Source organism: Polyangiaceae bacterium (assembly GCA_020633235.1).
Taxonomy (GTDB): domain Bacteria; phylum Myxococcota_A; class Polyangia; order Polyangiales; family Polyangiaceae; genus JACKEA01.
Genome location: JACKEA010000003.1, coordinates 911,238 through 936,807, shown reverse-complemented (window position 1 = coordinate 936,807; position 25,570 = coordinate 911,238). Strand labels below are relative to the sequence as shown.

At 66.2% G+C, this 25,570-nt stretch carries 21 protein-coding genes and 1 tRNA gene; 11 read left to right on the top strand and 11 right to left on the bottom strand.

Annotation, left to right across the window (positions count from 1 at the left end):
• The first annotated feature begins 15 nt into the window (after positions 1 to 15).
• From H6717_21030 to H6717_21010, 5 genes are all read left to right on the top strand, one after another.
• The gene (locus tag H6717_21030) at positions 16 to 2,136 is read left to right on the top strand and encodes a zinc-ribbon domain-containing protein (GenBank protein ID MCB9579528.1); all 2,121 of its coding nucleotides are present in this window, start codon (positions 16 to 18) and stop codon (positions 2,134 to 2,136) included.
• Positions 2,133 to 3,956 carry a signal peptide peptidase SppA gene (gene sppA / locus H6717_21025; protein ID MCB9579527.1) on the top strand — a complete coding sequence of 608 codons (1,824 nt, stop codon included), beginning with the start codon at positions 2,133 to 2,135 and terminating at the stop codon, positions 3,954 to 3,956. The genes H6717_21030 and sppA overlap by 4 nt, the downstream gene beginning before the upstream one ends.
• 247 nt (positions 3,957 to 4,203) lie before the next feature.
• Positions 4,204 to 5,514 (top strand): DNRLRE domain-containing protein, encoded by a 1,311-nt coding sequence (locus H6717_21020; GenBank protein MCB9579526.1) that lies wholly within the window; start codon positions 4,204 to 4,206, stop codon positions 5,512 to 5,514.
• A 314-nt stretch (positions 5,515 to 5,828) separates the two neighbouring features.
• Positions 5,829 to 6,281, top strand: coding sequence for a hypothetical protein (locus H6717_21015; protein ID MCB9579525.1), 453 nt, complete (start codon positions 5,829 to 5,831; stop codon positions 6,279 to 6,281).
• 17 nt (positions 6,282 to 6,298) lie between these two features.
• Positions 6,299 to 7,321 (top strand): DUF4272 domain-containing protein, encoded by a 1,023-nt coding sequence (locus tag H6717_21010; protein ID MCB9579524.1) that lies wholly within the window; start codon positions 6,299 to 6,301, stop codon positions 7,319 to 7,321.
• Between the two features lie 67 nt (positions 7,322 to 7,388).
• On the opposite strand, the gene H6717_21005 is transcribed toward H6717_21010, so the two are convergent.
• Positions 7,389 to 7,476 (bottom strand) — tRNA-Ser (locus H6717_21005).
• A 96-nt stretch (positions 7,477 to 7,572) separates the two neighbouring features.
• Here H6717_21005 and H6717_21000 point away from each other — a divergent pair.
• Positions 7,573 to 8,997, top strand: coding sequence for an FAD-binding protein (locus tag H6717_21000; GenBank protein MCB9579523.1), 1,425 nt, complete (start codon positions 7,573 to 7,575; stop codon positions 8,995 to 8,997).
• Position 8,998: 1 nt separating this feature from the next.
• Here H6717_21000 and orn read toward each other — a convergent pair whose 3' ends face one another.
• From orn to yhbY, 3 genes are read right to left on the bottom strand one after another with little or no spacing between them, the layout of a single operon-like run.
• Positions 8,999 to 9,565, bottom strand: a complete 567-nt coding sequence (orn, locus tag H6717_20995; protein MCB9579522.1) for an oligoribonuclease — start codon at positions 9,563 to 9,565, stop codon at positions 8,999 to 9,001.
• Positions 9,565 to 10,044, bottom strand: coding sequence for a universal stress protein (locus H6717_20990; protein MCB9579521.1), 480 nt, complete (start codon positions 10,042 to 10,044; stop codon positions 9,565 to 9,567). Before H6717_20990 ends, orn begins: the two co-directional genes overlap by 1 nt.
• On the bottom strand, positions 10,041 to 10,397 hold the full coding sequence (gene yhbY, locus H6717_20985) for a ribosome assembly RNA-binding protein YhbY (protein ID MCB9579520.1): 357 nt from the start codon (positions 10,395 to 10,397) through the stop codon (positions 10,041 to 10,043). Before yhbY ends, H6717_20990 begins: the two co-directional genes overlap by 4 nt.
• A gap of 41 nt (positions 10,398 to 10,438) precedes the next feature.
• Between yhbY and H6717_20980 the strand changes: the two genes are divergently transcribed.
• Positions 10,439 to 11,563: a teichoic acid biosynthesis protein gene (locus H6717_20980; protein ID MCB9579519.1), complete on the top strand. Its 1,125-nt coding sequence runs from the start codon at positions 10,439 to 10,441 to the stop codon at positions 11,561 to 11,563.
• A gap of 1,422 nt (positions 11,564 to 12,985) precedes the next feature.
• Entirely contained in the window at positions 12,986 to 15,748 is a 2,763-nt protein-coding gene (locus H6717_20975) for a trypsin-like peptidase domain-containing protein (protein MCB9579518.1), read from the top strand.
• An 803-nt stretch (positions 15,749 to 16,551) separates the two neighbouring features.
• On the opposite strand, the gene H6717_20970 is transcribed toward H6717_20975, so the two are convergent.
• On the bottom strand, positions 16,552 to 18,063 hold the full coding sequence (locus H6717_20970) for an NAD(P)/FAD-dependent oxidoreductase (GenBank protein MCB9579517.1): 1,512 nt from the start codon (positions 18,061 to 18,063) through the stop codon (positions 16,552 to 16,554).
• Between the two features lie 75 nt (positions 18,064 to 18,138).
• Here H6717_20970 and ruvC point away from each other — a divergent pair, with 75 nt between their 5' ends.
• Complete coding sequence (ruvC, locus tag H6717_20965) at positions 18,139 to 18,705, top strand: crossover junction endodeoxyribonuclease RuvC (protein ID MCB9579516.1); 567 nt, start codon at positions 18,139 to 18,141, stop codon at positions 18,703 to 18,705.
• Positions 18,706 to 18,873: 168 nt separating this feature from the next.
• Positions 18,874 to 19,584, top strand: coding sequence for an outer membrane lipoprotein carrier protein LolA (locus H6717_20960; protein MCB9579515.1), 711 nt, complete (start codon positions 18,874 to 18,876; stop codon positions 19,582 to 19,584).
• Positions 19,585 to 19,679: 95 nt separating this feature from the next.
• Here the strand turns inward: H6717_20960 and H6717_20955 are convergent, their stop codons facing one another.
• Positions 19,680 to 20,336, bottom strand: coding sequence for a helix-turn-helix transcriptional regulator (locus tag H6717_20955; protein ID MCB9579514.1), 657 nt, complete (start codon positions 20,334 to 20,336; stop codon positions 19,680 to 19,682).
• An 85-nt stretch (positions 20,337 to 20,421) separates the two neighbouring features.
• Between H6717_20955 and H6717_20950 the strand changes: the two genes are divergently transcribed.
• Positions 20,422 to 21,210, top strand: coding sequence for a methyltransferase domain-containing protein (locus H6717_20950; GenBank protein ID MCB9579513.1), 789 nt, complete (start codon positions 20,422 to 20,424; stop codon positions 21,208 to 21,210).
• Positions 21,211 to 21,220: 10 nt separating this feature from the next.
• On the opposite strand, the gene H6717_20945 is transcribed toward H6717_20950, so the two are convergent.
• From H6717_20945 to H6717_20925, 5 genes are read right to left on the bottom strand one after another with little or no spacing between them, the layout of a single operon-like run.
• Entirely contained in the window at positions 21,221 to 22,186 is a 966-nt protein-coding gene (locus tag H6717_20945) for a hypothetical protein (GenBank protein ID MCB9579512.1), read from the bottom strand.
• 19 nt (positions 22,187 to 22,205) lie between these two features.
• Positions 22,206 to 23,351, bottom strand: coding sequence for a metallophosphoesterase (locus tag H6717_20940; protein ID MCB9579511.1), 1,146 nt, complete (start codon positions 23,349 to 23,351; stop codon positions 22,206 to 22,208).
• Positions 23,348 to 24,172: an SDR family oxidoreductase gene (locus tag H6717_20935; GenBank protein ID MCB9579510.1), complete on the bottom strand. Its 825-nt coding sequence runs from the start codon at positions 24,170 to 24,172 to the stop codon at positions 23,348 to 23,350. Before H6717_20935 ends, H6717_20940 begins: the two co-directional genes overlap by 4 nt.
• Before the next feature lie 34 nt (positions 24,173 to 24,206).
• Complete coding sequence (locus H6717_20930; protein ID MCB9579509.1) at positions 24,207 to 24,788, bottom strand: GTPase domain-containing protein; 582 nt, start codon at positions 24,786 to 24,788, stop codon at positions 24,207 to 24,209.
• Between the two features lie 9 nt (positions 24,789 to 24,797).
• Positions 24,798 to 25,361 (bottom strand): TerB family tellurite resistance protein, encoded by a 564-nt coding sequence (locus tag H6717_20925; protein ID MCB9579508.1) that lies wholly within the window; start codon positions 25,359 to 25,361, stop codon positions 24,798 to 24,800.
• Positions 25,362 to 25,570 lie beyond the last annotated feature (209 nt).

Sequence of the window (25,570 nt, the reverse complement as noted above, 5' to 3'; positions counted from 1 at the left end):
CATGGTGCGCTTGTAATGGATGTCCGCTGTGGTCGTTGCGGTACGGAGTACGAGTTCGATGACGCGCTGGTCTCGGAGCGCGGCACGACCGTCAAGTGCACGAATTGTGGGCATCAGTTCAAGGTCCGCCCTCCGGATTCCGGCTCGGGTGCCCCCGAGCGCTGGGTAGTCCGCACCGCCACCGGACGGGAGCTCGTCTACACCTCGCTGCGGGAGCTACAGCGGGGGATCGCGCAGCGTCAGGTGGGGCCGGAAGATCTGCTGTCGCGGGGCAATCAGCCGCCTCGTCCCCTGGGGTCCATCGCCGAGCTGGAGCCGTTCTTCCACGCACGTGGCGTTCCGGCCCGTGGGGGGCAGCAGAACCGCACGCTGGCGGGGGTGGCGCCACCACCCAACGCGCTATCGCAGACGGTGCCGCTCTCGGCGTTGGCCAAGCAGGCGACCCCCGCGCGGCCCCCGCGTCCAGCGACGCCGGCGCAATCCTTCGCTGTCGAGCCGGAGCCGGCCACCATGCCCGCCCGCGAGGCGGCGGCGCCCCCCGCCGTCGCGGCCAAGGCCGACACGCTGCCGAGCTTCCCCACGGAGGACGAAGATCTCGACCCGCCGACCATCCCGCGGAACGCCCGGGTGGAGGAAGTCGAGCGCAGGGACGACGACGTGCAGCCCACGCCCACGCCCAGCGCCGTGCGAGAGGCGTTTCACTCCTACTCCGACATCCACACCGACCCGCGTTTCGTTTCCAGCGCGCCGTCTCGCCGTGGGGCGCGCTCGCGCTGGATCTTCGCGGTGGTGATCCTGGGCGTGGTCGGACTGTTGGCGGCCACCGTTGGTCGCCGCTACCTGGAGAAGTTCGTTTCGCCCCCGGCTTCCAGCGCCAAGGCGGCGGACTCCCGCGCCGCGGAGTTCTTGGCCCGCGCCGACAAGCTCGTCGAGGACGGCGACTTCGAGGCCGCCCGTGGCGAGCTCGACAAGGCCAGTGTGCTGTCCGAAGGTGACCCGGCAGTGCTCGCCGCGTTGGCGCACCTCGAAGCCCTGCGCGCCGACGTGCTCTGGCTGCGCCTGCGCTTGCTCGAGCCCACGGACGAGCAGCTGGTCAAGGCCACCCATCGCCAGCTCGGCGCACGGGTGGGCCGCGCGGAAGAAGCCGTGGACAAGGCCGTTGCCGCTGCGCCGGGCGATCTCGCGGTGCTCCGCGCTCAGGTGGACGTGCTGCGCCTCGCGGGCAAGCTGGGCGATGCGCGCAACAAGATCGCCCCCATCGCGGAGAAGGCGAGCGAGCCGGAGAACGCCTACGTGCTCGCGGCGCTGGATCTCGCAGAGCCCACGCCGGTGTGGGCCCCCATCATCGACCGCCTGCGCACCGCCGCGGCGGCCGAGCGCAACCTGGGGCGCGCGCGCGCCGCGTTGGTGTACGCCCTGGTGCGGGACGGACAGCTCTCCGCCGCCAAGAGCGAGCTCGACAAAGCGGGCGACAAGGGCTTCCCGCTGCGCGACGATCTCTCCGCATTTCTCGCCCGCTACGAGGCCGTCGAAGACGCCGGCGCGGACGCCAAGGCGGAGGTTGCCACGGTGGACCCTGCCAGCTTGCCGGTGCTCGATACCAGCGCTCCCGTGGGCGAAGAGCCGGTGGGTAGCAACGATTTCCGTGCCCAGCTGAAGCAGGCGTCCGCGGCCATCAAGAGCAATGATCTCGATCGTGCAGAGCAGCTCTACAACGCCGTTCTGGCCAAGCATCCCGGCAACACGGAAGCCCTGGCAGGTCTCGGGGACGTCGCGCGACTGAAGCGCGATCCGGACAAGGCCGAGAAGATGTACGACAAGGTCTTGGAGCAGAACCCGAGCTACTTGCCCGCGCTGGTCGCGCGTGCGGATCAGAAGTGGGACAGCGGCGACAAGAAGGGCGCCATCACGCTCTATCGCCGCGTGCTCGAGCAGGCCGGGGCGGGCAGCGCCTATGGTCAGAAGGCCGCGGCGCGCATCTCCGAGGGGGCGGGCAGCTCCGCCGCGCCCACAGCTACCGAAACCAGCGAAACGCCGGAGCCTGCTCCGGCCCCCAGTCCCGAGCCCACCGCCACCGAGAAGAAGGACGAAGGGCCTCACATCGACACCACGGATCTACCGGGATTCAATCAATGAAGAGCCGAGCTCTGGTCGGCCTCGCCTGCGCTCTCGTGCTCTCCAGTTGTCACGGGCGGCCGCGCTCGGGGCCGGTCACGAAGGGTGAAAAGACGTCGTCCGCGTTCCTGTCCATCGCCACCAAGAAGTTGGTGGAGCTGGACCTCACCTCCGGCGCTCCGGAGACCACCTCCGCGAGCGGTTGGTTTCCGCTGCCGGCCAGCCGCACCTACGTGGGTCTGGTGCGCACGCTGGAGAAGCTGCCCGACGACCAGGACGCCCAGGGCGTGTACGTTCGCTTCGGCAGCGCGAGCTTCGGCTTCTCCCGCGGGGAAGAGCTTGCGCGGCTGTTCGGGGCGATCCGCGCCAAGGGCAAGCCGGTGGTGTGCCACGCCGACACCTTCGACAACGCGACCGCCGTCTTGGCGCTGAACGCCTGCGACAAGATCTGGATGAGCCCCGCCGGTGACGCCAACACCGTCGGCATCGCCAGCCAGATGATCTACTTCAAGTCCGCGCTCGACAAGCTCAAGGTGGAGGCGGACTTCGTCCACATGGGCAAGTACAAGAGCGCCGCCGAGCCGGTGACGCGAGACGGTCCCAGCGAGCCCGCCAAGGAATCGCTGATGGCGGTGCTCCGGTCGATCCGCACGACCTGGCTGGACGGCGCCCGCGACGCGAAGCGACCGAAGGACGTGGTCGCCGCGCTGGAAGCGGGACCCTGGAGCGCGAAGGAAGCCAAGGACAAGGGCTTCGTGGACGAGCTCGGTTACGAGTCGGAAGCCCTCGACGACGCCAAGAGCAAGGCTGGCGCCGAGCGCGTGGTCACCGCCTTTGGCACGGGACAGAAGTCCGGCGAGGGCCCCGACATCGGCGAGATCGTGCGCATCATCGCTGGCACGGAGGAACACGCCGGCGGCCGTCCGCACATCGCGGTGCTCGCGGAAGAGGGCAGCATCTCGATGGAAGCCGGTGGCATCTTCGACAGCGGCGGCATCACCGCGTCGGCGATGATCAAGACGGTGCGCCGCCTCAAAAAGGACGACTCCGTCAAGGCCGTGGTGCTGCGCGTGGACTCCCCCGGCGGCTCTGCGCTGGCCAGCGACCTCATCTGGCACGAGCTCGTGGAGCTGAACGACAAGAAGCCGCTGATCGCTTCGGTGGGCAGCATGGCGGCGAGCGGTGGCTACTACCTGATCGCTCCTGCGCGCAAGATCGTCGCCGAGAAGAGCAGCATCGTCGGATCCATCGGCGTGCTGGGGGGCAAGATCGTGATCGGCGATGCCCTCGCGGAGTACGGCGTCAGCAGCTACACCTTTCCGGCCAGCCCCGACCCAGGCGCCGCGTCCCGCGCCGCGTACCTCTCGGCGCTCACCACCTGGGACGACGCGACACGCGAGCGCGTTCGCGATTCGATGCACGACGTCTACGACCTGTTCCTCGATCGCGTGAGCAAGGGCCGCAAGATGCCGGTGCCCAAGGTGCACGAGATCGCCCAGGGCCGTATCTGGAGCGGTGCGCAGGGCAAGAAGATCGGCCTGGTGGACGAGCTCGGCGGCCTCTCCCGCGCCATTCAGATCGCGCGGGATGCCGCAGGTCTGGACGATCGCGCCCCGGTGGTGGTGGAGGGCGGCAAAGAGAGCATGCTCTCCACGCTGCTCCTCGGGGAAGACGCGAGCGAGTCCGAGATCAGCCACGCGGTGGAGCGCGTGACCAGCGAGCGCAAGCTCTTGATGGCCCACGTGCCGGTGGAATACCGCCGCTTCTTCTCGAGCCTATCGCCGCTGGCCGCGCGAGAGACCACCCTCGCCGCGCTGCCCTTCGGCTTGGTTCTACGCTGACGCCGTAGCTGGCCTCGAGGTTCCGCGGCGAACCAACAACTGGGTTTTTGTTGGTCCGGCGCGGCAGACGTCTCGCATCGAAGCGATCTCCGACGGAGCTCTCGAACCGCCGTGAACGGTTCGACGACACGCACTGAACCGTTCAACGGCCCTCCTTTGCGTGACGGCGTCGTGGTTTCCGGGCCGTGCGCGCTCGGAACGGAGCTTGCTGAGGCACGCCTCGGAAGGTTCAGCGAAAGGAACGGCGATGCGGTCAAGACTGGTGTTTGCAGCAGTGATCTTGGGGGCGGCCAGCGTGTCGCTCGCTTGCGGGGGTGGTGACGCGGGCGGAAGCGGGGGTGGCGGCGGCTTCGGCAACGCCGGCAACTTCGGCGGCGGCGGGACCGGTGTGATCGGGTTCGATGGCGGCGCGGGGATGGCGGGACAGGCCAACACCGGAGGCTTCGCGGGCGCCATCAACACGGGTGGCGCCGCGGGAACGGCGGGAGCGGCGGGCGCCGCAGGGGGCAGCGGCGGATTCGGAACGGGCGGCGCTGCGACGGGTGGCACGGGCGGCGTCGGTGGCACGGGCGGCGTCGGTGGTACGGGCGGCGTCGGTGGCACGGGCGGCGTCGGTGGCACGGGCGGCGTCGGTGGCACGGGCGGCGTCGGTGGAACCGGCGGCAGTGGAGGCGGCTGCCAACCTCAATGCGTGGGGAAGCAATGCGGATCGGACACCTGTGGCGGCTCCTGCGGCAGCTGCGGCAGCGGTCAGACCTGCACTGCGGCGGGCCTCTGTGCGTGCGTGCCTCAGTGCAGCGGGAAGGTCTGCGGCCCGGACGGCTGCGGAGGCGTGTGCGGCACTTGCCTCGGCGGGCAATCGTGCAGCGCCAGCGGCCAGTGCGCGTGCGTGCCGGTGTGCTCGGGCAAGCAGTGTGGCTCCAACGGCTGCGGCGGCACGTGCGGTAGCTGTTCGTCCGGCCAGACCTGCAACTCGAGCGGTCAGTGCATTTCGACTCAGCAGACGGTGACGCTCTACGCCACCATCGACAATACACTGCTCTACAGCACTACCGACCCGTCCGCGGCGTACACGGTGTATCCCACCGGCAGCATATCCGCCGGCTGCAGCTGGCTGGCTGGCTACTACAGCAATGACTGGGTGTGCGCCGCGTCCGCCATCAAGTTCGACACCTCCGCGTTGAACGGTAAGACCATCATCAGCGCGAAGCTCCGGCTCCATCCCTACATCCTGCCGGCGGATTACGGGACGACGTACGGTGTGAATGCGTTTGCGGCCTCGTGGAGCGGCTCCGCGATCACCTTCAGCAACTCGCCCAACATGTACACGAGCTTTCAGGTCAACGTGAACCCACCGACGTCGACGTTGCCGCTGGAGTGGACGATCACCAACATCGTCAAGCAGTGGGCGTCCGGCGCTTGGGTGAACAATGGCCTGTTCGTCCACGACAACGATCTGAACTTTCCCGGCTACACGGCCTTCCGCGCGACGTCCTTCGACAGCAGCAACACGGCCACCGGGACCTATCGTCCGGCGTTGGTGGTGACGTATCAGTGAGATAGTTTCCGCGTTGGATCGGGGCCCGCGTCACTCGAAACGGTGGCGCGGGCCATTCTCGTGGCGTCAGATGCAGTCGCAGCCGGTGGTCGCGTCACCGGTCACGGTACGCCGCCCAAGGGGAGGCCAAGCATGCAGCTTCATCCCTCCGTTGCTGCCGTCCCTCAGCTTGGGTCCGACGTCCCCCCGCGCAAGCGAATCCGACGTTTTTCTCCTTTGATCGAGATCATGTCGGGCCGCCGCGGAACCACTCGGGAAGAACCACGCCGCGAGCGTCGTAGCAGGCGCACATTCCACTTCGGAGGAGCTCGTCAATGAACGCTCGTCACACCATCGTCTTCGTCTCTCTGGCCTCCTTCGCCGGCGCTTTCGGCTGCAGCAAATCGGAAGCCGCGCCGACGGCTTCGTCCGCCGCTCCGGAGACGCCGAGCGCGGTCGCGCCCGCGACGCCCGCGGCTCCAACGGCTGAAGAAAAGGCCGAAGCGAAGACCACGGAGCTCACGCCCGGCGACATCAAGAAGAACTTCAGCGCCTTGATGGGCAAGGAAGTGTCGGGCGAAGCGGTGATGTACCACTTCGAGTCCGTCACCCTGAATGGGCAGAAGCAGAACAACGCCTACATCGCCGACGACGAAAACAAGACCAGCTCGATCCAGTGCATGCTGAAGGAGCCCACCAAGATCAAGAAGAACACCAAGGTGACCTTCAAGGGCAAGCTCCGCACCATCAACTGGATCGACGACTGCGAGATCGAAGAGAAGAAATAGCGTGGTAGCGTGGCCGCGTGACCATCACCGTCAACGCTTACTGCACGCATCGTGATCCGCCGCCGCTGGGCTTCGCGCATTCCCTGAACAGCCGGCGGGGCCGTAGCGATCCGGAGCTCACCGAGCATCTGAATGGCTTCATCGGCTTCGTGATGCGCATGCGGCCACAGATGACGGCAGCGCTGTACGCCACGCTGCGCCACATCGAGCGGGTGCAGACGCAGATCTCCTTCGAGGTCGACCCCGCCGTCTTCGACGAGATGGTGGGTTGGGCCCAGCAAGCGAATGCCATCTTCTTCATGCCGGACGGCGCCGTGCTCAATCCCTCGGGCGCCGTGCTGGTCGATCCGAGCGGCGCACCGGGCACGGCCGCGGTGCCGTTCCCCGCGGATGCCGTGCTCCGCAAGCAGAGCACGGACACGGCGCTGGCGGAGCGGCACATCCGAGTGCCGGCGAGCTTGCCCCCGGTGGTGGGTGAAACGGAGGTCCAGCTCCGGAGCGCCGAGGACGTGGCGCGGCGTGCCTTGGCGTTGATGCTGGTCGCGGTTCGCGCGGAGTCGTTGAGCGCGGGCGAGCCGCTGCCCGTGGCCGAGCTGCGCGAGAAGCTGTCGGCCGGGTACGACGCCGCGAGCCCCGCGGAGCATGCCTTCTTGAGCGAGGAGCAGCCGCCTGAGCAGAGCATCGTCAACTCCGTGTGGCGCTACGAGGCGCTGTTCGTACTGGCGTGGGCACTCGGGCTGTTCGACGAGCTGCCCTTTCCCGATCGCATCTGCGATGTGCCCGCCGTCGCGAAGGCGTTCTTCGATGCAGATCGCGCTCGGCTGGTCTCGGAGGCGAGGCTCCGAGACGCATCGGACATCCTCGACGCCCTCGACCTGCACTACCGCTTGCACTGGGCCGCACGCCAAGCGATGCAGGTGGAGCACAAGGAGCCGCCGGCGGGCCTCGAGCCCGGCGTGCTGCAAGAGCGGCACCATGCGCTGAACTGGCTCACGCGCTTCGCCGACGCGGAGTGGGACGACGTCGATACTCCGACGTGAAGGGCAGCCGCGCCAGCGGGCGGCGCGACGGGGTTCGCGCCGGACCAACATTCATCGGAAACGGTTGCGGAGAGGGCGGGATTCGAACCCGCGGTGGGCTTGTGACCCACGCCCGCTTAGCAAGCGGGTACCTTCGGCCTCTCGGTCACCTCTCCAGTGGCGATTCGGCCAGGGGCCGAGAAACTACCCGGGCGGGGGCCGTCGTCAAGCATTTCGGTTGCGAGGGGCGGCGCTTGCCATAGGTTTGGCTCATGTTGATCGGTCAGCCGGAGCTGCCGGAGCTGTCGCCCGCGGCCCGTGACAAGGCCCGGAGCCTGCTGGAGCAGGCGCTGGGTCCTTCCAAGGTGCTGACGGACCGCCTCGCCTGCGAGCGCTTCGCAAGCGACGAGTCCGAAGCCGTGCCCCGCATTCCGGACGCAGTGGTGGTGGCCGAGAGCGCGGACGACATCTTGGCGGCCCTGGCGGTGGCGCGCGAAGCAGAGGTGCCCATCACACCGCGGGCGGGCGGTACGGGGCGCACCGGCGGTGCGGTGCCGGTGGCGGGCGGCATCGTGCTCGCGACCCAGGGCATGAGCGGCATCAAGGACATCGATCGCGCCGAGGGCCTGGCGGTGGTGGAGCCCGGCGTGATCCTCGGGGACCTGCACGCGGCGGTGGAGCGCGAAGGGCTCTTCTATCCGCCGGATCCGAACAGCTGGGAGAGCTGCGCGCTGGGCGGCAACGTGGCGGAGAACGCGGGCGGGCCGCGCGCCTTCAAATATGGCGTGACGCGCAACTACGTGCTGGGCCTGGAGGCCTTCTTGATCGGCGGGCAGCGCCTGTCCGTCGGCAAGCGCACGGTGAAGGGCGTCACGGGTTACGACGTGACGGCGCTGCTCGTGGGCAGCGAGGGCACGCTCGCGGTGTTCGGCGACATCACGCTCCGCCTGGTGCCGAAGCCGCCCGCGGTGATGACGTTGATGTGCTTGTTCCAGGACGTGCGCGCTTCCGCCGCCGCGGTGGCCGGCATGATCGAGACGGGCATCGTTCCGCGCTGCATCGAGCTCCTGGACCACGGAACCCTGGCGGCCATGCGCGAGGCCGGCAATCCCATCGATCCCCAGGCGGGGGCCATGCTCCTGATCGAGGTGGACGGCGCCGAGGCGGAGTGCGAGCGGCAGGCCGAGCGGGTGGCGGACGCCAGCGCTGCCGCGCTCTCGGTGCTGGTGGCGCAAGACGCCGCGCAGCGCGAAAAGCTGTGGGCCGCACGGCGGGAGATGAGCCACGCGGTGCGCAAGAAGGCCAAGCACAAGCTGAGCGAGGACATCGTGGTGCCGCGGCAGCGCACGGTGGAGCTGCTCGAGCGGGTGGAGCGCCAAAGCGAGGCTTCGGGCGTGCGCTGCCTGACCTACGGCCACGCCGGGGACGGCAACCTGCACGTGAACTTCCTGTGGAACGACGACGACGAAGTGCCCGCCGTGGAGCGCTGCATCGAGCAGCTGTTTCGCGACGTGGTGGAGCTGGGCGGCACCCTCAGCGGCGAGCACGGCATCGGCGTGCTGAAGGCGCCGTATCTGCACCTCGAGCAGTCCGCGGAGCTCATCGCCCTCGAGCGCGATCTCAAGCGCGTGTTCGATCCGCAGGGCCTGCTCAATCCGGGAAAGATCTTCACCGGCGCGCCGCACCGAGCTTGTTGATCTACGGGTGCTTGCGGAACAGGTGCTTGCGGTAGTGCGATAGCTCCAAGATCGACTGCTTGATGTCGAACAGGGCGTCGTGAGCGCCTTCGTCCGGCTTCTGGTAGACCGCGCTCTCGCCGTGCCACAGCCGGGCGAGCACCTTGATGGAGCTGACGTCCACCAGCCGGTAGCTGAGGTAGCCGGAGAGGCCCGGCATGTAGCGATCGATGAAACGGCGATCTTGCCCGATGCTGTTGCCGCACAAGATGGCGGGATAGGGGCACCAGCCGGCCACGCGATCGAGCAGCTGCCGCTCGGCGCTGCCCACGTCCGTGCGCGATTCCCGGACGCGGGCGGTGAGCCCGCTCTTTTCGTGCATGTCGCGCACGAAGGGCGACATCTTTTCGAGCTCGTGCTCCGGCTGCCACACGTCGCACACGAACTCTTCCAGCGGCTCGAGCTCCGCGTTGGTCACGATCAGCGCGGCCTGCAAAATGACGTCGTGCTGGGCATCGAGCCCGGTCATTTCCAGGTCGATCCAGGCCAAGCTGCCCGGGGTATGCGTGCGGGTAACCTTCGGGGCCATCAGTCTTTGGAGTAGTTCTTGGGGCGGATGACCAGCACTGGGCAGGCGGCCTTGCGCACCGTGGCTTCGGCCACGGACCCGAGCAGGATGCGCGAGAGCCCGGTGCGCCCGTGGGTGCCGACCACCACCAGATCCGCGTTCTTGTCCGACGCCACCTGCGTCAGCTCGTCCGAAGGCACGCCCACGCGCACGTGAACCTCGGCGCGGTCGTCGGGCAGATCGAGCTCGTCGGCGCGGCGCTCTGCCAGGTGCTTTTTGACGTGCTCCGTCAGAAAGTCCATGGCCTCTTGTTTCGTGAGGGAGCGCGCACCGCCCGGCAATGTCATGCGCAACAGCGGCCCTTCGCTCTCGGCCACGTGAACCACGTGCAGCGTGGCTTCGGGGCGCTCCGCCGCCAGCGCGATGGCTTCGTCCAAGGCGCTGTTGCCGAGCTCCGAGAAGTCGATGCCCACGACCACGGTGTAGCCTGCGTCCGTCATTTGGAACGCAGGATAGCAGGGCGGGCGCCGGCGCGGGGTAGCTCGATCGTCGGCTCCTCCGGGTGCTGGCGATACAGCACCAGCACGCGACCGATGACCTGAGCCACGTGGCAAGCCGCCGCCGGCTCGATGATTTTCGCCGCCTCGTCCGGCTCCACCGGGCTCTCCCCGCCGACCCGGACTTTGATCAGCTCGTGGGTCTCGAGGGCGCGATCCAGCTCATCGAGCAGGCCTTGGGTGACGCCCGCGTGGCCGATCTGGATCACCGGGTTCAGATGGTGCGCCAGGGAGCGCAGGTAGCGCCGCTGTTTTCCCGTGAGGGATGCTGGAGAACGCTTCACGGGGCGCCCCATAGCGCGACCCTCGGGTGAAGACCAGATATGCTGGCCGACACATGAGAATTCTCTACGGGGTGGTGGGCGAGGGCATGGGACACGCGACCCGGAGCCGGGTGGTGCTCGAGCACCTGCTGGCTTCGGGGCATCAGGTGAAGGTGGTGGTCAGCGGCCGCGCCCATCGCTTTTTGGTGGAGCGCCTGGCGGGTCACTCGAACCTCACCATCGAAGAGATCCACGGGCTCACGCTGCGCTACTTCGCCAACCGTCTGGATCGCAGCGACAGCCTGTTTCAAAACCTGAAGAAGGCGCCGCGGGGCATCAAGAAGAACATCGACGTGTACCGCAAGGTGGCGGAAGACGGCTTCAGCCCGGAGCTCGTGATCAGCGACTTCGAGAGCTGGGCGGCGCTGTATGCCCTCAATCATTTCTTGCCGGTGGTCAGCATCGACAACATACAGATCATCAATCGCTGCAAGCACGAAAAGGCCGTGACGGAGAAGAAGAGCTTCGACTTTTCCGTGGCCAAGCTGGCGGTGAAGATGAAGCTGCCGCGCGCCTACCACTACCTGGTCACGAGCTTCTTCTTCCCCAAGGTGCGCAAGAAGCGCACCTCTTTGGTGCCGCCCATCTTGCGGCCGGAGATCTTGGCCGCCCGGCGCGAGCCTGGGGATCACGTGCTGGTGTACCAGACGGCAGCGCAGAACGAAGAGCTGGTGCCCATGCTGAAGACGCTGCCCTATCGCTTCCGCGTGTACGGCATGGGGCGTGAGGGCAGCGAGGGCAACGTCACGCTGTGCGCGTTCTCGGAGACGGGCTTCGTGGACGATCTGCGCACTGCGCGCGCGGTGATCGCCGGCGGCGGCTTCTCCTTGATGAGCGAGGCCGTGAGCCTGCACGTGCCCATGATGAGCATCCCCATCGAGAAGCAGTACGAGCAGGAGCTGAACGCGCGCTATCTGAAGTACCTGGGCTACGGCACCTGGGCGCGCACGCTGGATCGCGATCGCGTGGAGCGTTTCCTTTCCCACAGCGCGGACCACGCCCACGCTCTCGAGAGCTACGTGCGGCGCGACAATTCCATGCTCTTTTCCTGCGTGGACGAGCTCATCACGCGTCGCGCCGCCGACGAGCCAGGCCCCAACGTGCTGACGGCCGAGTCGCTCGGGAAGTGGTCCGAGTAGGCGTCCGGCTAGCCGTGTTCGCGGCTGCCCCAGGCGTCTGCGCCTTCCCGAACCAGGGTCATGGAAGATCCCGCTTGGGAAGATTGCTAGCACCTGCGACAATCATCGTCGCAAGTATGTCAAGGGTACGACCTCTACACGCCCAAAGGTATGTGTGCCCCACACTTGCCCACACGCCTGCGTTGAGATCTGCCCTTGCTTCTCTGCGCAAGAAGGTCCAGGATGATTGAATGGGTCCGGGGGTTCGCATCATAGCGATCGCGGTGCTTGCAGCGGTTCCCGCCTGCGGTTCGAACCCGACAACTGCTGACCTGGTACCGCTAGACGCGACGACCGCGGACGTGGGGACCGACGCATCTAGTTCGGCGGGAAGCGGAGGTGTTGCCGCCACCCACGACGCGTCAAATGCTGATGTTACGACGGACGGTGGTGGAGGAACTGGTGGAATAGGATTGGACGCTGGAACTGGCGAAGCAGAGGCATCGACACTTGCGGACGGTGGTCAGAGCTGCGAGAGCTGTGGCGCTGAGCAGTACGCCGCGTGTTTGAAGGCATTCGAAGCATGCTATGGCGACATTGGTTGCCAGAACATTTACGCCTGTACACTCGTGTCGTGTGGGCTGGATGCCGTAGGAGCTGACTGTACAAACGCCTGTTTCGCGGGAGCAGCGGTTGCAGCTCAGGCCAAGTTCAAGGCCTATCATTCTTGCGTCTTCTGCCAGGCGTGCACCGCTTCCTGTGCAACCTACTGCGCGGCACTCAATTGGAGCGTGTGATGCTCCGACGGGCTAGCTCCGTGTTTTCGGTTGCCGTAGTCGTGAGCCTAGCGTCCGCGTGCTCAGCAGCGTATGTGCGTGAGCCTGCGCGTGAGATTCAGGCGCAGGGACAGTGTCGTGATAGAAACCCGCAGCCCGTGGAACTTGCTCGAAGGCCCGGCTGGAGGTCGGCTGCTGACTGGCCTGATGCACTGACGTCGATTTCAAGCAAGCCCGGCTGCGCTGCGAGGACTGGGTGCCCGTACATACCGTTCGCGCTTCCGCCATGTATGCCGAGCACGGGCATTGACGATGACTGGTGGAAGACGAGTGAGTCCGGGAGGCGCGTCCAGTTTCGCGGGCAGCTGGAAGCGATCCCGGGCGAAACGACTCAAGCGGGGTGCTTCCCCTTGAACCCTTGCTGCAACCTACAGAGGCCGCAACTCGTGATTCGCACTGACCATGGGCGGGTGCTGCCACGGGAAGCGTCGCGTCTGAAGGCCTTTACGTGTTTCGGTGATGTTAGCGGCTTTTGCTGTCCGATTGCTCCAATCGGCCAAAGCGTCATCGTTCGCGGCACCATCGTTCGAGGTAACGGAGTTTTCGACTACGTGGTTGAGCGCCCCGCGATTTGTTTGGATTCGCCTGTTGACCCGGGAGGAAGACGATGAACTGGAAGGCTGGATTCCGTCTGGTGAGCAACTCGGTGTTGGTAGTGTGTGCCGCAATCCTCGGCACTGTCGCGTGCTCTAGCGACTCTTCCGCTCCGAGTACTGCGAGCACGCCCCTCAAGGCCGGTGGTCCTGCCCAGAATCCGTCGCAGGTTGGGGTTGCGATGGTCTATTCGATAGTCCCACCGTCTTCGAGTCCGGGGCTGTTTCTAGACAAGCCGATCGGGGTCGCTATCCTCCTGAGTGACACGTGGGCGGTTACCGCTCGACACGTTGTTGACGATGGCGCGGGCACCAAGTTGCAGCTCGCGCTGGGCGATCCCGCAGCGGGTGCGCAAACGCTTGACATTGACGAAAGGAGAACGCTTCGCCATCCGACCCGGGATATCGCATTGGTGCGGGTGAAGTCCGGGTTCAAGGGCCTGCCGCCATCAGCGTTTCATACAATCAGCTCTTTGTCTCGGGACCAGATAATCGCTCAGAATTCGACGCTGGACTGCTTCGCGTTCGACGCGAGTCGGGTCCTTCGACGCGTCAACTTTGCGCCGAACTCTGGTCTTGCCAGCGGCGTTCAAGATCCGTTCCTTCTTCACTTCGGAGCGTTGGCTACGACGGTCTTTGAGAGTGCTGATTCCGGTGCGCCGTGCTTCGACAGCGCGGGGAACATCGCGAGCGTGCACAAGGGAATCGAACCCGGTCAAACCAATGAAGAATCTGCGGACGGGTTTCGAGTATTCGCGAACGCTGCGAAGAACGCCCTGATTGTTGCGAGCGGTGACGTAAACGGCGATGGCGATGAGGACTTCTTCTTTGTGACGACAACTAACATTGGAGGTGTCGACTTCTACGATCTGACACTCGTGTCCGGCGACGGCACGAGCATAAGTCTCACGACGCCGATTCAGGTCGTCGTGACTCTGGTCGAACAGTTGATGCTGGTCGTTGGGAATTTCAACGGCGACAAGCGGACCGTCGCTGGAGTAGAGCACGACATCGACGATGTGGTGTTCGGACTCAACGGGAACTTCGTATACTATCACGGTAGTAGCACTGGGCTTGAGTTGCAGACGCCGTTTGCCCTTGTCGACTCTTCAGTGACCTACAAGGATGCAAAGATCGGGGACTTCAACGAGGACGGGATCGCGGATCTTGAGTTGGTGCAAGACAACGCCTTTTCGTTCAGCGACGTGTACTTCGGCGGCACAGCTGGGTTAGGCAAAGGCGAGGAGTTCTTGGGCTCTCCGGTGAGTGATCCTGATGAGGGCCGCTTCCATCTCGTCACGGGGGTGTATGAGCAAACCTATACCTCCCTAAGCCAAGACTTCATCATAGGCGTGGATGCTAGCGCGCCGCGGACGCGGATCGAAGTGTACGATGGCTACTTCGGCTCCCGATACGATTTCGGTGCTGGGCGTTCGTGCTTTCGCCTGTATTCCAGCAAACTAGGAATGACTGACACGAGCGATCCGTCCGTGGTGCCGGTCGGCGTCGTGGTTCCTTCTGAATCCCTTGTTGCTCATGGGTGGGGCAAGCTGTACGACGGCCCACATGTTGCTGCCGCATTCTCGCCAAGCGAGAATGCGTACACCTACCTGCTTCGCGTCACGGCCGGCGGGTGTGATGGAACCCTGCAGTTGCTTGCCGCCAACGCTTTCATGGTGCGCGCGAATGGTGCTGTAGGCGCCTTGGATGGTGACTACTATGCCCGCGACCGAGCGGGTCCTGCCGCAGCTCCCAACGCGGCCTTCTTGGGGGGGCTGCCGGATACAACCTACGACGGGACCTTCACGTACTACTACCAGGTGACCGACTCATTCAAGAAGCTCATCCTGCGAGACGGCGACGCGGATCGTGCGGACGACGAGGACTTCCCTGGACAGCAGAACATCAAGAGTCTTTGCTCCTACACAATCACGCCCTATGGAGGCACGACTCCAAGCTATGTGAATGATAACCCGTCCGGCCAGTACAACCCCGGTCTTGGCGGTCCCAAGGACGTTGAGACGTTCAAGATTGATCCAATAGACCCCGGCATCTGGGTGCAGAAATGGAGCAACATCCTTTCCGGGAACATGTTCTTCATTTCTAGTGTCGATGCTCCGGAGATTCCATTGTTGCGGCTTCCGGCACCGCGGCCCATTCCTGCGATATCTTCGGCGAAAACTAGGGCTTGGTGGAGCGCGCAACCGCAGGTTCAGCAGTCTCTTCCGGTCACCCTGGGGACGGGAACAAACCTCATGGTCGTTTCAGATGCTCAGCAGGCAATCCAGTTGCTCGCTGCTTCGTACCCAGGTCTGGGCGGCACTTCCAGCAAGAAGACAGCCCTGTGTCACGTGCCGCCTGGGAATCCAGCGGGAGCAACATTGATCAGCGTTGGCACACCTGCGGTGCCGGCTCATGTTGCGCATGGCGACGACAAGACGGGTCCGGCGAATCACGCATTGTTCACGGCGGAGTTACTTGCGGCGAAACTGAATGTTGTGCGCGCAGCAGCGCTCGGGGAACCCCTGGCTGACGCGCGCCCCCTCGGAAGGTTGCTCCAAGTCTTCCAGGTTCTTAAGGTGGCCGACGAACATGTCCGAAGCGGAGGTGAGATTTGCAGTCAGCCACAGTTGTTCTGGGACGAACTTGAGGATCTCGACGTGCAATTGCGAGCAATCAACGCGTCGGAGGTGACATATCTTGAGCCAAGGGAATTCACTCCGCCAGTTGTCGGAGTTCCGTTGGCACAAGGCGCCTTTGGCGGGCAGAGCATGTAGTGGCTGGTACTTCCCGTCGCACGTGCTATCGCGGCGTGGGCGTCACGATGGTCATGATACTGGCCTCAGGCTGCGCGTCTGCGCCCGTATCTAGCACGGAGCCTTCCGCTCCGAAGGCACGAACGGTTCCCGCGTGTCCTCCGGCAAAAGTCCATGTGGCGCCGTCGCCATCCGTCGGATGGGTCAGCGAGCACGTCTCGCCGGGAATCGGCGAGCTGGGTAGTGGCTTCAGATCATGCTTTGCGGACGATGGGTGCCCATACGTGCCTCGCCAGCTGCCTGAGTGTGCCGAGGGCACCCTCGTCGATATCGGGTGGTGGGACGATGCTCAGCTTGGTGACCGCATGACGGTGCGTGGCATTCTAGAACCGATCTACGAGTACGAACCTTCTTCGTCGTGTGATGACCACTCCCCATGCTGCAAGGTCGAGCATCAGCAACTGGTGGTGAGAACTAGTCGGGGCCGGATTGGTCTAAGATCCACGACGAACGCGTTCGCGTTCCGTTGTTTCGGTGATCAAACTGGCCAGTGTTGTCCGTTTGCGCCGCTTGGCGTGGAAGTACTGGTGCGAGGGGCAAAGGCTGCACCGTTTCGGTTCAACAACTACGAGTTCACTGATCCTGAGCTGTGTCGAGTGCCAACACCTTAGGCACAAGTCATCTGCCGCACCGCAAGCGAGCACTCTTGGCCACCACCCAGTACTTGTCGGACGGTTCGATCACGTGCAACTTGCGCGCGGTGCGAGTTTCCGCGCCGAACCAACAAAAAAACGTAGAGAGGGTTTGTTGGTCCACCGCGGAAACTAGCCAATGTCGCGCAGCGCCATGAGGGCGGCGTTGTCGCCGCACATGCCGTGCACGCCGGCGCCGGGGTGCGCGTAGCTGGAGCACAGGTAGAGCCGCGCGACGGGTGTGCGGTAGCGGAAGTAGGGAAACACCGGGCGGAACACGAGCTGGTGGTTCCAGGCGCCGGAGCCGCCGGCGATGTCGCCGCCCACGAGGTTTGCGTTCTGGGCTTCCAGATCCGGCGGCGCCCACACGGCGCGGCCCTGGATCTTGCCGCGAAAGCCCGGCGCCAGCTCTTCGATGCGCTGCTCGATGCGATCGGCGAAGACTTGGCGGGCGTCGTCCCAGGGAAGCTCCGACGGCACGCGGGAGTAGGCGTACAGCGTGTGCTGGTTGCGCGGAGCGCGGGAGTCGTCGAAGAGGCTCTGTTGACCGATCACCAAGTACGGGCGCTCGGGCAGCTGGCCCGCGCGCACCTCGGCGCTGAAGCGATCCAGATCGTCCAGGCTCTCTCCGGTGTGCACCACGGCGCTCCGGCGCGCCGGCTCCGCGCTCCAGGGCACCGGCCCCGAGAGCGCCCAGTCCACCTTGAAGGTGCCGAAGCCGCGGGCGAAGCGCCGCATCTTGGAGCGGACCCGGCCGGGTACGTGGCGTTCGTCGAGCAGCTTCAGGTACAGCGCCGGGGCGCCGGTGTCCGCCAGCACTGCGTGGCGCGCGGCGATCTCTTCGCCGTCGGCGAGCTTCACGGCGACGGCTCGGCCCTTCTTCACGATCACTCGATCGACCCGGGCGCCGAGCCGTAGGCGGCCGCCGTGGGCTTCCAAGAGCGTCACCAACGCGTTGGTGATCGCGCGGGCACCACCGCGAGGCACCGGAAAGCCCGCCGTGGCCGCCGACAGCGAGAGCAGATAGCCGAAGCCCGCGCCGAAGCGGTCGCTGGGCGCCACGTCCGTGTGCAGCGCCAGCGCCGGGAGCACTCGCCGCGCGGCCTCGCTCTCGAACAGCCGCTGGGAAAGGCCGCGTCCGCTGGACAGGAAGATGCGGGCCACGCGCCACAGGCCGGACAGGCCCAGCGAAAGGAGGGGAGCCAGGGTGGGGAACGGCCGGAGCAGGCCGCTCATCAGGTCTTCGGCCACGGAGTCGTGCCACTCGGCAAGGCGCGCGAAGGTTTCTCCGTCGCGCCCCGAGCCGAATCCGGCGGCTCGCGCGTCTGGCTCTCGTGAGATCCAGGCGACGCTGCCGTCGAGGGCCGGGTGACAGCTCTCGATCTCGCCGTACAACCACTCCACGCCGTAACGCTCGAGGTCGAGCTCCCGGAACGCGGGGCTCACGGTGCCGAAGGGAAAGAACGCGGCGCCCACGTCGTGCACGAACCCCGGCAGCGTGGCTTCCTCCGAGCCCAACGCGCCCCCCGGGCGTCGCGGGTTGGTTTCCAGCACCAGCACCCGTAGCCCGCTCCGCGCCAGGCGGCACGCGGCCACGAGCCCATTGGGACCCGAGCCCACCACCACGGCATCCGGATCGGTCACGCGCTCAGCGTAGTTTATCGCTCGGATCTTACGAATATCTTTCCATCCGCGACCTCAGCTGGTACGCGTTCATGGATGATTGCCCTCGGTATCGATCCCGGCACCCTGCGCCTCGGCTGGGGCGTCGTGTCCCGATCCGGCAATCGGCTCACCCATCGCGCTCACGGCGTCATCAAGATGAACGCCAAGCTCGAGCTCTCGGAGCGCCTGTGTCGCATCGAGACGGAGCTGTCGAAGGTGATCGAGACGCACGCTCCGGAAGTGAGCTCGGTGGAATCGCTGTTCTTCCACAAGGACGCGCAGGCGGCGGCCAAGCTGGGTCACGCTCGGGGTGTCGTGCTGTTGTGTCTGGCGCGCGCCAAGGTTCCCATCGCGGAGTACGCCCCGGCTCGGGTGAAGCGCACCATCGCGGGTGGCGGGCAGGCGGACAAGCGCCAGGTGGCGCTGATGGTGCGCGCCATGCTCGGCCTCTCGGAGCTGCCTCCGGCGGACGCGGCGGACGCCTTGGCCCTGGCCATCACGCATCTCCGGCTCGGCCCCGTCGCCGAACGACTGGGCGAGCGTTCACTGTCTCCGGCCCTGATCGCGGCCCTCTCGGGCCGGTCCCGCAGCCGAAAACGCCGTCGGCGCGCTGGGGCCTGAACCCAGGGAAATGCCGCTGCCCGGGCGAACGTAAAAGCGCATACTCCCCTGGATTTTCCGGGCGATATCGCGAATCTTTTCCGCCCCCGGGTCGTCTGTCCCCCTGACCCGAGCGGTGCAAGGAACAGCCCTCATCGCCGTTTGTTCTGTCGAGGAACCGAAAGAATCATGAAGCTCGAGCATCTCGCCCTGTCTCTCCTGGTCGGCTTGGCCGCGCCCCTCACCCTCGCCCCCACCGGCGCCAACGCTCAACCCAAGAAGGCGGCCCCCGCAAAGCCCGCGCCCAAGAAGGGCGAGCCCTCCGCCAACGAGGTCGCCACCAACGTCCAGAAGTTCTACGACAAGACCAAGAGCTTCAAGGCCGGCTTCAAGCAGCGCTACTGGGTCAAGGCCTACAACAAGACCAAGGACAGCAAGGGCGGCGTCATCTTCCAGAAGCCCGGCAAGATGAGCTGGCGGTACACCAACAACGGCAATCGCGTCGTTTCCGATGGCAAGAACATCAAGGTGTACGAGGCCGAGAACAAGCAGATGTACGAGCAGACCATGGGCAAGAGCCAGTACCCCGCGGCGCTGGCGTTCCTCGTGGGAGGCGGCAACCTGCGCAAGGAGTTCAAGCTGCGCAAGCTCAACTCCAAGCAGATGAAGTTCGAGGGCGGCTACGTGCTGGAAGGCATTCCGAAGAAGGCCACCCCCGCGTACAACAAGCTGCTCTTGTACGTCGACGCGAACACCTATCAGGTCCGCCGCGTGCTGTTGCTCGACGCGCAGGGCAACCGCAACCGCTTCGACTTCCTGACGCCTTCCGTCAACGAGAAGGTGCCCGCCGGCGAGTTCAACTTCAAGCCGCCGCCGGGGACTCAGGTCATCAAGCCCTGAGGGGCGTTTCCGCGCCGGACCGACAAACCCCTTCTACATCTTCTTGTTGGTACGGCGCGGAACCTCGCGGCCCGGACGGCGACACCGCGGCTCGTTCACGCGGCGCGTTCGTTCCAGGTGGGCAGCGCGCGAGCGAGAGGCCCCGGGCCGTCCACGCGGATGTCACCGGCACGTAGCGCATCACGCCAAGCAAGCTCTCCCACGTGCCAGCGGGTGAACGGCTCGTTCTTCGCGGTCACCCGCAGATCCTCATCGTAGCCGGGCCGCACGTAGCACAGCTCTGCTTCTCCTCGTTCGATCAAGAACCAGAAGCGGCGGTAGTGCGGCGGCTGCTCCGGGAAGTCGAACTGCACCACCACGCGGCGCTTGGGAAGCCGCTCGCGACGCAGATGGACGTGGACCCACGCCCACAGCACGAAGGACGGATCCGTGTGCTCCGGCTTCAGCTCCAAAAAGCGGCGTCCCCACTGCGCCAGGGGTCCGATCACGTCCCACAAGGAGCGGCCCGCGTCCGTCAGCTCATAGACCTTGCCCCGGCGATCGGCTCGCGGATGGATGTGAATCAACCCGGCCTGCTCCAGTCCCCTGAGGCGGCTGGAAAGGAGTGAGCGCGACATGCCGGGAACTCCACCGGCGATGTCATTGAACGTCTTGGCGCCGAGCAGCAGGTTGCGAACCAGCAGCAGAGTCCAGCGCTCGCCGAGGATCTCGGAGGCGCGGGAGATGGGACAGTACTGGCCGTAGCTGGGCACAGCGTCAGGCTGCCAGACCGCTCCCAACCGGCCAAGTACAGTCTTTGTACTTTCTGCTGCGAGCCCTCGCGCGTACCTGAGAAGCATGGAACACGCGAAGGGACAGGTGAGTGGCAGCGCCGCCGAGATCTACGAGAGCTTTTTTCTCCCCGCTCTGTTCTCCGAGTGGGCGGCGCGCTCCGTGGCGCGCGCACGCCTGGAGCCCGGGCAGTCCCTCCTGGACGTCGCCTGCGGCACCGGAGCGGTCGCACGCGAGGCCAAGAAGCGCATCTCCGCATGCCGGGTGATCGGGTTGGATCGAAACGACGGCATGCTCCGCGTGGCGCGCTCGCGCGCTCCGGACATCGAGTTTCGCGAGGGGCGCGCCGAGAGCTTGCCTTGGGACGATGGCACCTTCGACGCGGTGACGTGCCAGTTCGGGCTGATGTTCTTCGAGGATCGCGCGCGGGCGCTGAGCGAGATGTGGCGAGTGCTGCGGCGGGGCGGAACGCTCGTGATCGCGGTGTGGGCTTCTCTGGAAGACACGCCGGGGTACGCCGCGATGGTGGCTCTCATCCAACGTCTCTTCGGTGCGGAGGTCGCGAGCGAGCTCCGGGTTCCCTATTGCCTCGGCGACCGTCGGGAGCTCCTGCGCTTGCTGGACGGCGCCGGGATTTCCGCGCCGGATATCGAGACGCCGACGGGGATCGCGCGCTTCCCGTCGATTGACGCCTGGGTTCACACCGACGTGCGGGGCTGGACGCTGGCTGACAGGATCGACGATGCCGAGTACGCGGTGTTGCTGAAGGAGGCGCGCACGGAGCTTTCGCGCTTCGCCCCCGTGGAGGAGGTGAGCTTCGAAAGCCCGGCGCACATCGCGGTCGCGCGCAAGTGACGCGCGGACGTCACTGGTAGCTGAGCATCACGTTCGCGGGGGGCGGCGGGCCGATGGTGTCCGGCTGCGCCCCGGCGATGATGCGATACGCCGGCCCGCCGCCGCAGGAGAGCGTCTTGTTGTTGGGCGCTGCGGCATTGAGCTGACAGCTCGGGGGCACGCTGCCCTCTTGCACGGCGCCGTTCACCGGGCTCTGCGCCTGGATCACGTAGCCGCCGGCGCGGGGAAACGTGGCGGCGACGCTGCCGGAGGTGGCCGTCACGGTGCCGCCGGGGCTGCCGGGGGAAACGGACGCCATGCGCAGCGTGATGGCGGGGCTGCTCGCGTCGTGGCGCGGATCCGTGTTCGTGATGTTCACGGCGTCACTCACGTCGAACACGCTGACGCCGTTTCGGCACTGCACGGTGGTGCTCTTCACGCTGGGCGCGCCCTGGATCCAGCAGCTGCCGAGCAGCGCCTGGTTCGTCGCGGTGAGCGCCGTCGCGTGGCCCACGCCTTCGATCTTGAGGCCGAACTCGTTGACCGGACCGTCGCCGCGGTTCAGCACGTTGATGGCTCCGTTGAAGCCGTCCGGCACGCGCACGATGACGTCTGCCCCCAGGCCGTTGCTGCCGCCATTGCGGCCGGACACGGCGGTGATGGCGCCCGCGCCGGTGGCCGTCATGCGCAGGTTCTGGGTCAAGAACTGCTGCGCGGTCGCTTGCTCGTCGTGGCCGGCGTAGCAGAAGGGACGAAACTCCACGATCACCTGCGGCGTCGTGCTGCGGGTCACGAGCACGTTGCCGTATTGCACGTCGATGTTCAGCGGCGCTCCGGGCGTCACGTTGAAGGCTTGCGCCTGGGGCGGCGCGCCGTCGAAGCGCTTGAGGCTCTTGGCGGTGCAGGTGACGCCGTTCGCACCTTCGATGCAGGTGGTGGCGCAACCGAGCGTGGAGCCCAAGAGGGCGGCGAGGCCGAGCAAGAAGAGGTGTCGCATGACCGGGGAATGTACCCCATCACACCGTTCGCGAAAGCACGCGGCGCTCGATGCGTCCGTCCACGCCGAGCAGCAAATACGGCCGGCCCATGGGCCGCGAGAACGCAAAGGAGCCCGTGTTCACGTAGCCCGGAGCTTCGTCCTCCCGGTGGGTGTGTCCGAGGATCACGCTCTCCGCCCCGGTGAGCTGACGCACCAATGCGGCGCCGTCGCGCAGGCGACGCTCCGGCTCTCCGTTGTAGCGGCTCACGCCCTGACTCACGCTGTAGCCGAGGAAGGCGGCCGAGGCGACGGCCATCAACGCCGCCGGGGTGCTGCCCCCGAGCGCCGCGAGACCCGCGCCGGTCATCAGCACGAAGGCGCCGATGCGATCGAAGTACAGCCGCTCGAAGGTCTCCCGGGCGTCGTGATGCCGCGGCGCGGGAACGGCTTCGGCGAGGCGCGCGAGGCTCTCCGGACACAGCGCGTGCTCCCGCGCGAAGCTTTCGAGGCGCGCTGCGCCCAGGGTCCGCTCCGCGTCGAGCCCAGGCTGTTTGCCGGCCTCCAGGCACAGGGCGATGGCCGTCGCGAAATAGCGCGCGACCACCACCGGCGCGCGCAGCCCATACAGACGAAACGTGCGCAAGAACCCGGCCAGCGGCGTGGTTTCGTGTGCGTGAGCAAAGGCCATGGCTCCGCTCGGTGCCAGGAAGCGGCGCGTGAGGGCAATGCCGAGGGGCTCCGTGTGGGCGCTCCAGCCGGCGAGCGGATGGGTCGGGGCGTTGTCCGGATCGAAGACGTGGCCGTGCTCGATGTGCACGCCGCTTCGTCGCACGAACCACACCGGTAGCGTGAGCGGTGCGGCGTCCGTGAGCTCCAGCCACGCGAGCAGCGCCGCGCGCGTGGTGGCCACGCCAGCGTCGTGATTGCCGCCGAGCAGTGTCAGCGGGTGGCCTGCCTGGAGATGGGCGCGAAGCGCCGCCGCTAGCTCCGTGTGGGGAGCGAGCAACGCCGCAAGGGACCGCGCCGGATCGCTGCCCGCCGGGTCCACCGACAGATCGAAGCTGTCCCCTGCGAGCAAGATCTCGTCTCCGGCGTGGCGCTGGACCAGGCGCGCGAGATCCGTGCTCGCGCCGCGTGTACCTTCCGGCGCGAGGTGCAGATCCGCCAGAACCAGGGTGCTCATGGGGCGCTCGTCCACGCCACGCTCTTGTCCCACAGCTCGCGTGCCAGGGCTTCGTCCCCCGCCACGCGGTTCGGGCGCTTCTCGCGGCAGCGGTCGTAGTACTTGCCGCTCTCGCCCGCCAGCTCGGGGGACGTGGCGCAGTACAGCGAGGTCTGGGCGCCTTCTTCGTTGCTGACCATGAACAGCTTCATGATGGAGCGAAAAGGCCACGGCACGCCGCGCCACACGTCCGAGGCTACCACCCCCGGATGCAGCGAGTAGGTCGTGACGTCGGCCGGCAGCCGCCGCGTGAGCTCCTTCGCGAAGAGCACGTTGGCGAGCTTGCTGGCGCTGTATTCCGGCAACCCGGTCACGCTCGCGGTGGACTTCCGCACGGCCTCCCAATCGAAGCCAGCGGCCTTGTAGTGGTTGCCGCTCGAGACGATCACGATGCGCGCCGGCGCGGACTCCTTCAGCTTGTCCAAGAGCAGCAGCGTGAACAGGAAGTGGCCCAAGTGGTTCACGCCGAAGGCCAGCTCGAAGCCGTCCTTGGTGATGCCGCGCTGACCGGCGAGCCCGGCGTTGTTCACCAGCACGTGCAGCGGCAGGTCCCGCGCCAGGAACCCCTCCGCGGCGCTCCGCACGCTCGCTAGATCCGCGAGGTCCAGTTGCAGGAAGTCTGCCTTGCCGCCGTCCGCTGCGATTTCCGCGAGCACCGGCTCGGCGCGTTCCTTCTTGCGACACGCCAAGACGACGTGCGCCCCGGCGTGCGCCAGCTCCCGAGCCGTGACGGCACCGATACCGGTGTTGGCGCCCGTCACCAGGCACACCTTCCCGCTCATGTCCTGGGTGACGGCGCGCGCGGGATTCATCGAGTTAGCGGGTGAGCTTCTGGAGCACGCCCCGGGACACGCCCTTCAGCGTCTCGAACACTCCCTGGCCGGTGCGTGCGCTGGCCTCGAAGTCCGGCACGTTCGTCGGGTTCACCGCCGTGCGGAGCTCCGCCACGTCCACGGCGTTGGGCAGGTCCCGCTTGTTGTACTGAACGACGTAGGGAATCGCGCTCAAGTTCATGCCGTGCTCGATCAAGTTGGCGCGCAGGTTCTCCACGCTCTCCTGGTTGGCTTCCATGCGCTCGAGCTGGGAATCCGCGACGAACACCACGCCGTCCGCGCCCTTCAAGATCAGCTTGCGGCTGGCGTCGTAGAACACCTGGCCGGGGACGGTGTACAGGTGCAGCCGGATCTTGAAGCCCTTCACGGTGCCGAGATCGATGGGCATGAAGTCGAAGAAGAGCGTGCGCTCGGTCTCGGTGGCGAGCGAGATCATCTTGCCCTTGGCGTTGGGGCTCGTCTTCTCGAACAGGTACTGGAGGTTCGTCGTCTTACCGCAGAGACCGGGGCCGTAATACACGACCTTGCAGTTGATCTCTTTGGTCATGTGGTTGATGAAGCTCATCCTGCCGCCTCAGTTCTCGAGCTCTGCCTTGATGCGCGTGACGACCCCCGCGATCACCTGCGAAACGTCCTCCGGCGAGAGACCGAAGTGGCCGCCCAGCTCGAGCAACGCGTCGCTTTCGGGCGCTGCCAGCTTGCCGTCCGCGAGGGCGACCACCGCAGCGAAGCCCAGGGCTTCTTTTTCGCCCATCCCGCCCGTGAAGTCTTCCGCAGCGCGGCGGAGCCGCTCTCGGCGTCCAAGCATCTCCACGGCGTCGTCCAAGTCATGGAAGTGCAGCTCCAGAGCGTCGTGGCTCACGGCCTTCCCGGTGACCTGTTCCAAGAGCGTGGCCAGAGCGTGTCGCTCCTCCTCGGCGAAGCCGTCGGCGGAGGCGATCAGATAGCCGATCTCCAGCATCGATACGAAGTAGGTGCTCACTTCGTCGTCGCTGCTTTCGAGCGTCGCCGCCGCGCCCTTTCGCAGCCGGTCCGCAGAGGGCAATCCACCGCCGCCAGCCCCCTCCAGGGCAGTGAGCACGGCGGCTCGGAGCTTGTCGGCTCCGAAGCTCGTCAAATCCACTTCCAGTGACCCCATTGGACTATCGTGGATGCCACGGCTTTCCCGGCACGGCAACGGGGCAGGACGGGATGCGGCCTTCTTGCGAGGTTCCGCGCCGTGAAAACCAACCTGGATCTCTAGACAGAGGCCTTCTGGTTGGTCCGGCGCGGGCACGGGCGGCTTGGGGTTTTCTCGAACGGCATCTGCCGTTAGGGTCAGAGCCGATCGCAATCCGATCCACTTCA